This window comes from Bacillus sp. B4EP4a (assembly GCF_006680105.1).
Classification (GTDB): Bacteria; Bacillota; Bacilli; order Bacillales; family DSM-1321; genus Peribacillus; species Peribacillus simplex_E.
Window position 1 is genome coordinate 1 of sequence record NZ_VHIK01000079.1, and the last position, 13,269, is coordinate 13,269.

At 31.9% G+C, this 13,269-nt stretch carries 11 protein-coding genes; 9 read left to right on the forward strand and 2 right to left on the reverse strand.

The genetic code is table 11. The features are described from left to right. Positions 1–1,195 (reverse strand): NosD domain-containing protein (locus FNK51_RS25760; protein WP_181762352.1); only part of this gene is annotated, 1,195 nt, incomplete at its 3' end. 1,592 nt (positions 1,196–2,787) lie between these two features. Next, the gene (locus FNK51_RS25765) at positions 2,788–3,102 is read right to left on the reverse strand and encodes a helix-turn-helix domain-containing protein (protein ID WP_141995177.1); all 315 of its coding nucleotides are present in this window, start codon (positions 3,100–3,102) and stop codon (positions 2,788–2,790) included. 481 nt (positions 3,103–3,583) lie between these two features. On the opposite strand from FNK51_RS25765, the gene FNK51_RS25770 reads away from it, so the two are divergent. The 9 genes from FNK51_RS25770 (at position 3,584) to FNK51_RS25810 (ending at position 13,239) form a co-directional block, all read left to right on the forward strand. Continuing rightward, positions 3,584–4,267, forward strand: coding sequence for a YveK family protein (locus FNK51_RS25770; protein ID WP_141995178.1), 684 nt, complete (start codon positions 3,584–3,586; stop codon positions 4,265–4,267). Positions 4,268–4,310: 43 nt separating this feature from the next. Next, on the forward strand, positions 4,311–4,988 hold the full coding sequence (locus FNK51_RS25775) for a CpsD/CapB family tyrosine-protein kinase (protein WP_141995179.1): 678 nt from the start codon (positions 4,311–4,313) through the stop codon (positions 4,986–4,988). 134 nt (positions 4,989–5,122) lie between these two features. Further along, positions 5,123–5,896 (forward strand): tyrosine-protein phosphatase, encoded by a 774-nt coding sequence (locus FNK51_RS25780; protein ID WP_353617989.1) that lies wholly within the window; start codon positions 5,123–5,125, stop codon positions 5,894–5,896. Positions 5,897–6,003: 107 nt separating this feature from the next. Then, positions 6,004–6,879, forward strand: coding sequence for a UTP--glucose-1-phosphate uridylyltransferase GalU (galU, locus tag FNK51_RS25785; protein WP_141995181.1), 876 nt, complete (start codon positions 6,004–6,006; stop codon positions 6,877–6,879). A 29-nt stretch (positions 6,880–6,908) separates the two neighbouring features. Further along, positions 6,909–7,589, forward strand: coding sequence for a sugar transferase (locus FNK51_RS25790; RefSeq protein ID WP_286178894.1), 681 nt, complete (start codon positions 6,909–6,911; stop codon positions 7,587–7,589). Positions 7,590–7,614: 25 nt separating this feature from the next. Next, the gene (gene wecC / locus FNK51_RS25795; protein WP_141995182.1) at positions 7,615–8,883 is read left to right on the forward strand and encodes a UDP-N-acetyl-D-mannosamine dehydrogenase; all 1,269 of its coding nucleotides are present in this window, start codon (positions 7,615–7,617) and stop codon (positions 8,881–8,883) included. Between the two features lie 8 nt (positions 8,884–8,891). Further along, positions 8,892–10,853, forward strand: a complete 1,962-nt coding sequence (locus FNK51_RS25800; RefSeq protein ID WP_141995183.1) for an alginate lyase family protein — start codon at positions 8,892–8,894, stop codon at positions 10,851–10,853. 30 nt (positions 10,854–10,883) lie between these two features. Next, positions 10,884–11,954, forward strand: coding sequence for a glycosyltransferase family 4 protein (locus FNK51_RS25805; protein WP_141995184.1), 1,071 nt, complete (start codon positions 10,884–10,886; stop codon positions 11,952–11,954). A 43-nt stretch (positions 11,955–11,997) separates the two neighbouring features. After that, positions 11,998–13,239: an oligosaccharide flippase family protein gene (locus tag FNK51_RS25810; protein ID WP_141995185.1), complete on the forward strand. Its 1,242-nt coding sequence runs from the start codon at positions 11,998–12,000 to the stop codon at positions 13,237–13,239. Positions 13,240–13,269: the final 30 nt, after the last annotated feature.

The window sequence follows — 13,269 nt, forward strand, 5'->3', positions numbered from 1 at the left end:
TGAATCCAGTAAACGTATTTCCTACCAAGTTAATATTTCTACTGGTTGCAAAACTATCTATTCTTACAGGTTCTAAAACTGAATATTTGTTCCTTGCTGTGTTTCCGCTTACTGTGATTTGACTTGAATTTTTTATTTTTATAGCATGCTCATTAGGAAAAAAGAATTTATTATCATTAACTGTTCCGATGAATGACGGACATTCTTCGATATATACTCCTGTTCTATCCACTGTCACGCTTCCATTGTCATTCCAGGAAAAAACGTTGCCATTAATCGAACATGTGACTATATTGGATACCCAAACACTTTGTTTTTGAGTCCAAGCAAAGTTATTATCAGAAACAGTAAGGTTTTGTCCATTAGTAGCCTTAACTCCATATTCTTTTGCTTCATAAAACTGATTTCCTTGGATGATTACCCAGTTAAATTTATCTAGGTAGATATTAGTTACTTCAGAACCGACCTTGCTGAAAAAGAAGGTATTACCCTCACATATCATACCATCTAGTCCTCTGGCCCAAATGTGATAAATATTTCCAAAAGGTCCGGCCCAGCCACTATTCCTTGACTCGATAACATTACTAGTAAACGTAATATCTCCAATTTGGAAAATAGCACTAGCATTTGACGGATCATAATCAACATATACACCATAGTTACAATCCCAAAAACGATTAGAGTTTATTGTGAATCGAGAGCAATGATGAGATTCGGAAACAGGTTCAAAGTTAATGGACTTCACACAATTTTTAAAAGTAACTCCTTGAATAGTTACTCCAAAAACCCATTTATTATTTATTCCGTTTCGCAGTTTCTCACCGTCAATTGTTATCCCTTTAATCGAAATATCCCCTACACCACGGACAGGGTCAAACCGAGAAACACCCATTGTATCTGTACCGTATAAATTAATCTTACCTTGTAGCGTTCCTACGCCTCCGATATGCACATTTGACTTAGAAATCGTTATATCCCCTTTAAATTTCCCGTAAGGAATAATAATAAGTCCACCTCCGTTAGAGGCGACATAATCAGCGGCGGCTTGCATTTTGCTTGATTGGTCAGTTCCATCACTTTTAGCCCCGAAGCGTTTATCGGTTATGCTTACTGTTACGTTTGCAAGATCAGCTAACTGCTCCCAAACTTCCGCATCGCCCCCATCTAAATCGTTGAAGAAATCATTATCTGTCATTCATCTTCCCTCACTTAACCACGATACGCACCTGTAGTTTTAATTTCTTCCTCAAAAAATACTTTTTCACAGAACATATTCGTCCTTTCTTCTATATAGAATGACTTCGGGGACACGAAAAATTTAAGTATCACATACCCTTATTGTATGTTAAACCGTTACTTCTGTTACAATAACTGATCCATCATTTCTTTTATTTCTACTAAAAAAATATTTAATCATTCAGTTTGCTCACTGGAAGGTATATTTGCTCCGTCTACAAATTCAAACTGCCCTTATGTATCCTAATTGCACTCTAATATTAGCAATACTAACTTATCAAGGCATGTTGGTACACTTAGCCCAATATGATAATAAGTTCCTGCATCCTTTCCTGTCTTGCAATGTGTTAATTTGTGAGGGAATCAAAATCTGTTTTATTGTTTTTAGCTTTAAACAAATTTTATATATTCGCTCATTTTTTGCCATCATTCGATAAAACAAGCTAATAGGGTTGTATATACCTTAATTCCAACCTTTATAGGGAGAGGGCAAAGTATAGGTTGATTTAACTAAAGAAGACAAATTGTTCGTTGAAGATCCATATACATGATTTTCGTATCTTCGTCTATCTTCAAAATTTTATATCTTAAGTTTTTTAAAATAATTTTGGGACTAAGAAAGTTTTAGTGCCTGTTATGAGAATACATAATTTCTTCTGTTATCCATATAAATTAATTAGTGAAGTTTTCTCAATATTTCTTCAATTTTGCAAATGATATTGTACTTATAGTAGTCTCAAAGTGCTTGAATTTGTTAATCTATAAGAAAGTTTTGCTGTAATTTTGCTAAAGAAAATTCACCTTTTGGTGTGATTGATCGTCTGCAACATCGGCAAAATGAAAAATAGGTTTATAACATTAGATTTAACTATTAAACTATAATTTGTTTATGAAACAGTGGAGACAAATAAAATACTTTAGAAACAAGACAAGACAAGACAAAGGTGTCCTTCATATTTAAATTATCTTTCTTATCTCAAAACAACATAAGGAAGTCAAAATAGTAATCCCCCTCAACTACTGCCATTTTGTACTCTTCCCATAGTTGGGCATGACACTTAGAGAGAGTATGCGCTTTATCCGTAATGATATGGAAACATAAAGTTCCATTAATAATGGACATGAGGTGGAAACAGAGGATTTGCTGGTAGGGGAGAAAATTAAAGAGGTTATACGATGATTTCAATCTGGATGGTCATTATCAATCAATCAACTTGAAACAGACGGAAAATGATTTTGAGAAGCTTCATGTCAAAGTTATATAAAGAGCTGCCGAATGCCAAGATGCTAATCATTTCACCAAACCAAGTATTGCAAAAAAGTAGAACCGAGAATACTTTAGGTTTGAATTTTGGATTATATTCAAGCTTCTGAAAAAGTAATCAAAACGAATAAGTGGACCCATATGATAAGCAAAGAAGAGAATGAAACAAAGCTTTATAAATGCATATATTGATAAAAGGGAAAAGCGGCTAAATCCACTTCTCCCCCCCCCTTTATAATTTTAAACTTTGCACCTTAATTATGAAAAGAGAGCGAAATCATAGTTTCTCAATCCTTAAGGGGATCACTTCTATCTTGAATGAATTCCCGCATTTCCTCTTTCGATATACCTGATCCCATAATATCCTGCATAATTTCCATCCACTCTTCATCTATACCCTTATCCGGTTGTTCATATAGGAGAGCATCTACTTTAATACAAAGGATTTTGGCGATTTTTTCCAAAACTAATATAGTAGGGTTTGTTTGAAGGTTTCTTTCCAGTGAGCTTAAATAGGATTTCGCAACGCCGGATTTAGTGGAGAGTTCACTAATTGACATTTTCCTTTCTTCCCTAAGCGACTTAACTCGGTAACCTATCATATAGACCACACCTAACCATTAATATGAAAATTATTTTTTATATTGATTTAACCTATCACTTACAGTTTACACAGTTTTCTTTCATTATTAATGATAACTAGGCACTAAAATACTTATCTTAATTATATGTAGAAAAGGATTTTCCTTTATTGGTAGGCATTTAGTTAGGTTTATTACTAGAAAATATTGTAAAATGCGCAAGCGATCTGATAAAAATTGGTAATTGGTGTATACTTAGGTTTATTGAAATTTAAGACACAAATATTCTGGGAAATGGTATATATAGATGTGATCAATGCAATATTTCAAATTTAGAAATTATTTCCTTTGTATTGACATTTTCTTTTTTGTAAAATTACTTTGGCATTTGAAAAGTATTCTTTCATTGTAAGTTTCATGTAAATTTCCTTGAAAATACATAAAACTAGGTAATATTATGGTATAATGCAATAGGTCATTTTTAACATATCAGGAGGATGAAATGGAAGAAACTATTAGTATTAATGATATTTTTAAAACATTAAAGAAACGTTGGAAGCTAATCATGCTGCTGACATTAATTGCCGCTTTGATTAGTGGATCAATTTCTTATTTCTTATTAACACCCGTTTACGAATCGTCAACACAGATTCTTGTTAATCAGAAAAAATCGGAGAACCAATTGGACTCGAATCAAATACGATCTAATATCGACATGATCAATACATATAGTGTGATCATAAAAAGCCCTGCCATTTTGGAGAAGGCCATTGATGAGCTTGGACTAGACCAAAGCGTCGATCAACTTAGTCAAAAAATCACGGTTAACAGCCAAGAAAATTCACAAGTCTTCTCATTAACGGTTCAAGATAGTAATCCGTCACAGGCAGTAGAAATAGTAAACGCGGTTTCTGAAACTTTCCAAAAGGAAATCAAGGAAATAATGAACGTCGACAATGTTAGCGTTCTTGCCAAGGCAGAAATAAAGGAGGATCCTGCTCCTGTAAAACCTAATCCATTATTGAATATCGCAATTGCGGTCGTAGTTGGATTGATGGCTGGAATAGGCTTGGCATTCCTATTGGAGTATATGGACAATACGATCAAGGACGAGGATGATATTGAGAGACTCTTAGAATTGCCTATACTTGGATCGATTCAAAAGATTACACAGGTACATAAATAAAGGATAAACCGGATAAGAAGCAGTATGAAAGGAAGCGGGATTTTTGAGAAGTAAAGATAAAAAACAGGTGAACTTGATTGCACAGACAAATCCAAAGTCACCAATTACTGAACAATATCGATTAATTAGAACGAACATTCAATTTTCCTCAGTTGATAAAGACATACAAACTATCGTAGTAACTTCTTCGGAACCAAATGATGGGAAATCAACCACAGCTGCAAACCTCGCCATCGTTTTGGCGCAGGAGGATAAAAAAGTTGTGCTTGTAGATGCAGACCTAAGGAAACCATCCGTTCATTATGCTTTTAGTCTTAGTAATATAGAGGGACTTACGAGTGTACTAACCAAGAAAATGAGCATAGAAAAAGCACTCCTGAAAACGAATGTGCCTAATCTGGAAATTCTCACAAGTGGACCAATACCGCCTAACCCTTCGGAGTTATTAAATTCCAAAGCGATAGAAACAGCTATTGATGAATTAAAAGAAATGTACGATTATATCATTTTTGATACACCGCCAGTTCTGGTAGTGCCGGATTCCCAGATCGTAGCCAATAAATGTGATGGCGTGATAATGGTAGTTGCGAGCGGCAAGACAAATAAACAAAGTGCAGTAAAAGCAAAGGAGCTTTTAGTGAAAGCTAATACCTCCTTGCTTGGAGTCGTTTTAAATGGTGTAGAAACGGATAACAGCAATTATTATTACTATCAATCTTAATGAAAATAAAACAAAATTCGACAAAATAACACCCTGTTTAATGGCAGTTTTATATGCTACTATTAGTCAGGGTAATAATTCCTATCTGATTTCTTAGTGATTAAACCCATTATCCCGTTTTTATAAAAGGAAGTGTGAGAAATTTGATTGACATACATTGTCACATACTCCCAGGAGTTGATGATGGATCCGCTGACATGAAGGAAAGCTTGAACATGGCTAAGAAAGCGGTAGAAGCAGGAATCACCCATATATTTGCCACTCCACATCACTTAAACGAGAAATTTGTTAATGTTAAGATTGACATTATTGACCGTGTAATAATGTTAAATAAGAGTTTTCAAGAAAACAATATTCCTCTTACCATTCATCTCGGACAAGAAGTAAGAATACACCGGGATATATTTACTTCACTTGAAAAGGAAGAAATCCTAACTTTAGATGATAACGGTACATATTTGCTACTAGAGCTCCCATCGGGAAGGGTTCCTACATACACACAAGAAGTGATTTATGAGCTGCTGCTGAAAGGAATCACACCCATTATCGTACATCCGGAGAGAAATAAGGAAATGATTGAAAATCGTAAACTATTATTTGAATTGGTCCAGGAAGGCGCGTTAACACAAATTACCTCTGGCAGTATCATCGGGAACTTCGGTAAAAGTATCCAATCATTTTCTAAAAAGATAATTGAACATAATCTAGCTCATTTTATTGCAACAGATGCACATAATATAGGCTCTAGGGGTTTCACGTTACAACAAGCCTATGAAACAATTACAAAAGAATATGGGGTAGACCGTACATTTCATTTTAAAGAAAACACTGAACAGCTATTAAAGGACCAAAGTCCTACTGTTGTAAAACCAGTGCCATTCAAAAAGAAATTTTTAGGAATCTTTTAGAATGATAGATATTTAGGAAACGCTTTCATCATTATAATATAATTTTTGCCTATGTAAAACTATATATCGTTTTTTTTTATAAAAGGGCTAGAAAGAGCTGATATCTAATGAAAAAAATACGTAAAGCGATTATACCAGCAGCAGGGTTAGGAACAAGGTTTTTACCAGCTACTAAAGCTATGCCAAAGGAAATGCTTCCTATAGTAGATAAACCCACGATTCAATATATTATTGAAGAAGCTGTAGCATCTGGAATCGAGGATATTATTATTGTTACCGGAAAAGGAAAAAGAGCAATTGAAGATCACTTCGATAACGCGTTTGAGCTGGAAAACAATTTAATGGAGAAAAATAAATTTGAATTGTTGGAGAAAGTCCAAGCACCTTCTAAAGTAGATATTCATTATATCAGACAAAAGGAACCAAAGGGATTAGGCCATGCGGTTTGGTGTGCAAGAAAATTTATTGGTAATGAGCCATTTGCCGTATTGTTGGGTGATGATATCGTCCAAGCTGAAACACCTTGCTTAAAACAGTTAATGAATGAATATGATAAAACCTTATCTTCTGTCATCGGTGTACAAACAGTTCCTGAAGAAGATACTCATCGATATGGAATTGTCGATCCTAGTAACCAAAATGGTCGACGCTATGAAGTAACTAACTTTGTCGAAAAGCCTGCAAGGGGTACAGCCCCATCCAACTTAGCAATCATGGGCAGATATATTTTTACACCTGAAATATTTATGTTCTTGGAGAAACAAGAATTAGGAGCAGGCGGAGAAATTCAGCTGACTGATGCGATTCAAAAATTAAATGAAATTCAACGAGTATTTGCTTATGATTTTGATGGTAAACGATTTGACGTAGGGGAGAAGATAGGGTTCATCCAAACGACAATTGAGTTTGCTTTGAATGATATAACTCTAAAAAATGAAGTTTTAGAGTTTATAGAGAACCTACTAGAAAAACAAAAGATATAGAATAATAAAAGAGTAAGGGAGGAGCCAATTTGAAAGCTGTAACAGTTGAGGAGAGAGTGGCATCATCTGATCACTTTTTAACGGCAGATGAGGTAAATGCTAATTTGAGCTATTTAAGAATGAAAAGATTAATGGACATTATCGGTTCACTTTTAGGAATTATCTTTCTATTACCCATTTTTTTGATTGTAGCTATTTTGATAAAAATTGAAGACCCAAAAGGACCTGTCTTTTTTAAGCAAGTTCGAATAGGCAAAGCAGAAACTGAATTTCAAATGTATAAATTCAGATCGATGGTCTCTGATGCAGAAGATAGATTAAAAGATTTGTTAGTCCTAAACGAAGTCTCGGGGGCTATGTTTAAGATGAAAAATGATCCGAGGATTACGAAAATTGGGAAATTTATTCGGAGAACTAGTATAGATGAGTTACCACAATTGTGGAATGTATTAAAGGGGGATATGAGCTTAGTTGGGCCTAGACCACCGCTACGTCGTGAAGTAGATGAATACTCTCAATTTGATAAACAGAGATTACTTGTAACACCTGGATGTACAGGGTTATGGCAAGTAAATGGTAGGAATAGCTTGGGATTTGAAGAAATGGTTAAATTAGACATTTTTTATATTGGTAATCGAAATTTGTTTTTTGATATTAAAATAATTCTTAAAACTGTGAAATGCATGATTAATTCGGATGAGGCTTACTAAAAGATATGAACTGGAGATGAATAGATTGAATAAAAAAGTATGTATAGTTGGCTTAGGTTATATTGGTTTACCAACAGCTGCTGTATTAGCAGATAAAGGATTTTTGGTCCATGGTGTAGACGTTAATGAAAAGGCTATTAATTTAATAAATAATGGAGAGGTTCACATATATGAACCAGACCTAGAGAAAGTTGTTAAAAAGGTAGTTACAGCAGGGAATTTGAGTGCTGATATTGAGCCTATAAAGGCTGATGTTTACATTCTAGCAGTTCCTACACCCTTTAAAGAAAATCATAAACCAGATCTAGACTATGTTGAATCAGCGACGAAATCAATAATTCCGTATATTGAACCAGGGAATCTAATAATCCTTGAATCTACTAGTCCAATTGGTACTACTGAAAAAATTGTTGAGTGGATTTTAAATGAAAGAACTGATTTAAGTGTAGATGAAAAAAAATCGAATCAAATTTATGTGTCACATTGTCCTGAACGTGTACTTCCTGGGAAAATATTGAAGGAATTAATTGAAAATGATCGAATTATTGGTGGTATTAACGAGTTATCCACAAATAAAACAGCACAATTTTATGAAACATTTGTTGAAGGCAAAGTATTACAAACAAATGCAAGAACAGCTGAATTAGCGAAGTTAACAGAAAACTCATATAGAGATGTAAATATTGCTTTTGCAAATGAACTTTCTATGATTTGTGATGATCTAAAAATAGATGTTTGGGAATTGGTAAACTTAGCTAATCATCACCCGCGTGTGAATATTTTACAGCCTGGGCCTGGAGTAGGGGGACATTGTATTGCTGTTGATCCATGGTTTATAGTAGATGCTGTACCTGAAAGAGCTCAATTAATTCATACTGCTCGTAATGTAAATGACAATAAACCACATTTTGTTATAGATAAAGTAAAAGCAGCTACTAAGAATATGATTAATCCTACAATTGCTTGTTTAGGTCTTTCTTTTAAAGCGAATATTGATGATTTAAGAGAAAGTCCTGCCGTACAAATAGTGAAAGAATTATCTTCTATATATAATGAGCAAACAATTCTTGTAGCAGAACCCCATATTAATGAATTGCCTAAAGAGTTAAGTGACAAAAATATTGAATTAGTCAACACACAAGATGCAGTACTATCAGCAGGAGTAATTGTGTTATTGGTGGATCATGAATATTTTAAATCAATGGATCATGAAGCAATTAACAATAAAATAGTTATTGATACAAGAGGTATACTTCCTAACTCAGATAAAACACCTTTAGCCATACATTTGTAGGAGGATATATGAGAGAATTAGCATCAAAAATAAAAAGGTTGAAAACTTTGTCAGTTGAAGAGGCTGTTAAAAAAATTGCTATAAAACTATATGAAATTCCATATTATAAATTTCGAAAAGAAAGAATTAAACTAAAACCAATTAATATAAATTCGGATCCATTTTTTGGTTTTACTCCAGACTATCAATTTTTTTTTAACAGTAATGATAAAAAAAAATTAATAAATAAAATAAAAAGTATAGATGCTTATGACCAAATAATAGGGGATGCTAATAAAATTTGCAGCCATGAATTTAACTTACTTGGGTCAGGAGATGTTTTATTGGGAATAAAACTTCCCTGGAACAAAGATTTTAAAAGTGGTTATATTTGGGAAAATGAATTTTATAAAGATATAAAAATTGTGGATTTAAATAATAATGCTGACGTTAAAGTACCATGGGAATTATCTCGATTTCAACATTTATTTACATTAGGTAAAGCATATTGGGTAACAGGAAATGAAAAATATGCGATAGAATTTGTAGATGAAATAGATGATTGGATAGAAAAGAATCCAGTCGAAATGTCCGTCAATTGGACTTGTACGATGGATGTGGGAATTAGAGCAGTTAATTGGATTGCTGCTTCCTCCTTTTTTAAAGAATCGAAGTCAATTAACGAGAACTTTTGGCTGAAATTTAATAAATCATTGTATTTGCATGGAAGATTTATAAAAAAAAATTTAGAAAATAAAAGTGTTCATACTGGAAATCACTATTTATCAAACATAGTGGGCCTTGTTTGGTTAGGGATTTATTTTAATTCATTCACAATTAGTGATGTAAATAGAAGAAATAATCCTAAAAAATGGCTTGAATATGGACTCAAAGAAATGGAAAAGGAAATGTTTGTTCAAAATAATCCAGATGGAACAAACTATGAAGCCTCAACTTCCTATCATCGACTTGTAACTGAGTTGTTTCTATTAACAACTATAATTTGTAAAAAGAATGATATTTACTTTACAAAGAATTATATGGGTCGATTAGAAAAAATGTGTGAGTTTATTATGAATATTACAAAACCAAACGGATTATCTCCTATCATCGGCGATGCGGATGATGGAAGATTGTTAATTTTATCAAACTACAGTACATGGATTAGAAATGATTTTCGTCATTTGTTAGGAATAGCAGGAGAGCTTTTTGACCGCGACGATTTTCGGTACTATGGAAAAGAATATAGTGAAGATGCTTTTTGGATTCATCAATATTTTAAAAGTGATGTTGAAAAACCAAAGCCTCTATCATCTATTGATTATAAAGATGGAGGCTATTTTATATTACGAAATGACAGAGTCTATTGCTGTATAAGATGTGGCGAACTTTCCTTTAGAGGAGAAGGTGTTCATAGCCATAATGATCAATTAAGTTTTGAACTAAATGTTGATGGAGAAGATTTTATTGTTGATCCAGGGACGTATATTTATACTGCTGATTATAAAATGAGAAATCTTTTCCGCAGTACCGCAATGCATAATACTGTTCAAATAGAAGGACAGGAGCAAAATGTTTTTGAAGATAAAAATTTGTTTTATATGAAAGAGCAAACTTTTGCTAGAAGTTTAAAGTTTAATAATAGTTTTTTTGAAGGGGAACATGTTGGATACAAAGAAAAAATTGGTGTAACTCATAATAGGAAAATTTTTTTGAAAGAGGATAGGATCATTTTTAGAGATGTATTAGATGGAATTAATAATAATACAAATCTCGCTATATTTTCATTACTGAATTTATCACCTAATGTAACTAAAGACATTAGAAACAAAACAATATACCTTCAAAGTAAACAAAGTGTTATTTCTTTTCATTGCACAAATTATGAATTAGATCATGGTTTTGTTTCAAATGCATATGGAAAGTTCAGCGAAAATCAGAAATTTATTATCCCTTTTAATGAAAATATTCAAATAGAAATAATGTTTTAATTTTAATTTGAAGAAGAAAGGTTATAAATTGTGAAAAAAATTGCTTTATTTGGAACCTATCCACCTCCTTATGGAGGAAGGTCGATACATGTTAAAAGGTTAGCGAAAAAATTAACTGAGGAAAATATTGATGTTCATGTATATTCCAATACTGGAGATCCAATTAATACATCTAAATTACAGCTTAGAAAAACTAAAAGCATCTTATTTTATATATTAAAAGATAGATATGATATTGTTCATTTCCATGATCGAAACTTTAAATTAATCTTTATTGTGATTGTATTATCAAAACTTTTTAATTTAAAATTTAAAACCGTTTTAACGTATCATAGTTTTAGGGATGAACCTGCAAATTATGGCTTAATAGAAGGTGTTTTATTTAAATATTGTATTAGGAATATAGATCAATTTATTTGTGTTGGATTAAAGGAAAAAGAAAAGCTCAGTAAATTCGTTTCATCTAACAATATCAGATTATTAACAAGTTATATTCATCCGCACGAAGATAGATCTGACTTTTTAAAATTACCGGAAAGTGTAAGACTATTTATCGAAAAAAGTGATTTTTTAATATCAGCAAACGGAAATATAAAATTTTATAACCAAGAAGACTTATATGGAATAGACATGTTAATAGAACTTATGAATGAGTTGACAAAAAAGAAATATAATGTTCACCTTTTAATTGCATTATTAGGGGTAAATGACCATTCGAAAGAAGAACAAAAATACTATTTATCTCTAAAAGAAAGAATAGTAAGTTACAAACTAGAAAATAAGATCAAGATATTTGAGGTTGAAAATACAGAGTTATTTCCAATTTTAAAACGATCGAATTTATTTGTTAGACCTACTAATACAGACAGCTTTGGGATATCAGTAGCTGAGGCAATATATGCTAAAATTCCAGCTATTGCTAGTGATGTGTGTAAAAGACCATCTGGAACCTTAATATTTGAGAGCAGAAATATGCTGAAGTTAATGCAAGTAACTGAAAAAGTTATTAAGGATTTAAATACAAATAATTCTAGCATAGACTTTGAAAACTCTGATGGCTTTTGTGATTTATATAAAATATATGAAAGTCTAACAGTTTAGTTATATTAAATAACGTTGTTACTTTAGAAAGAGGCAAGTTTGTATGTCATTGAGTAATAAAATCTCAAAGATAATTAAAAGTGCAATGGAGATTGGGTTTATCCATCTTCTGTCAGCAAATCTTTTAATCCAAATAGCTGGTTTTGGAGGTCAAATATTTTTAACTAGGATATTAAACGTTGAGGAAATCGGAACTATTAAAGTCCTTCAATCACATTTGAATATTTTAGTAGTCATAGCTTCATTAGGATTGAATACAGCAGTTCTAAAACTTGCTTCTGAAGATATTAGTAAAAGGGAGCAGACAAGTATATTTAATATTAGCTTTTTACTAACAATTATTAGCTCTTTCATCCTTATAGCTGTTGTATATTACTTCAATATTTTTAAGGTTTTTAAGGTCTATGTTTTTTTACTTCCTATATTATGTATTACTAGTTTAATCATTGTATATTTACAATCACAACAGAGAATTCAAATGATTTCTTATGTTCAATCCTATTCGAAAATCCTTATTGTTGGTTTAAGTACATTATTTGCATATTTATTTGGTCTTAATGGATATTTAAAATCTTTAATAATATTAAATTTTATCGCTTTTATTTTTATAATTCCTTTTATAAGGAATGAACTTAAGAGTATATTTAAATTTAGGATTTCAAATGTGAAATTGAAAAAAGTGTGGAATATAGCTTTTTTTGCTTTGGGAGCTAACTTACTTGGTGTTCTATTATCTAATTTAAATATTATTATGGCAAATTCTTTATTGGATAATATCAGTGAAATAGGGTTCTATAGCATAGCACAATTAATTATAACGACTATGATGATGATTCCATCAACATTGGGGCAGATTATGGTGCCGAAGATTTCTAAAGTTTCTAATAATATAGAAGAAGTAAAAATGATATATAAAACTTATCAATTTAGAAATACTATTCTTGCACTAAGTGTTGCGATTTCTGCTGGTATTTTGGCGCCCTTCATCATCCCTATTGTTTTCGGTTCACAATATGAAAAATCAGTTTTATATTTTGAAATTCTACTTATAGGTTTTATATGTTGGAGTATTTATTCTCCTAAAGGCATGACATTAATGAGTCTAGGAAAATCAAATATAAATTTTTATGTTAGTTTGTGCTCGTTCACATTAAATGTTATTTTAAATTACATTTTAATTAAAAATTTTGAAATGATTGGTGGAGCGATTGCAAATTCATTGGTTTATTTTATCACAATCTTTATTAATGCATTCCTATTTAAAAAAGTAATGAAAAGAAAATAAATTTGAAGAAGCTAAAGGAGTGTTTTAAAT

Coding starts and splice junctions, on each gene's coding strand:
- FNK51_RS25770 (WP_141995178.1), top strand. CDS start 3,584: ATGGAAGAAACTATTAGTATTAATGATATTTTTAAAACATTAAAGAAA.
- FNK51_RS25810 (WP_141995185.1), top strand. CDS start 11,998: ATGTCATTGAGTAATAAAATCTCAAAGATAATTAAAAGTGCAATGGAG.
- FNK51_RS25800 (WP_141995183.1), top strand. CDS start 8,892: ATGAGAGAATTAGCATCAAAAATAAAAAGGTTGAAAACTTTGTCAGTT.
- galU (WP_141995181.1), top strand. CDS start 6,004: ATGAAAAAAATACGTAAAGCGATTATACCAGCAGCAGGGTTAGGAACA.
- FNK51_RS25765 (WP_141995177.1), bottom strand. CDS start 3,102: ATGATAGGTTACCGAGTTAAGTCGCTTAGGGAAGAAAGGAAAATGTCA.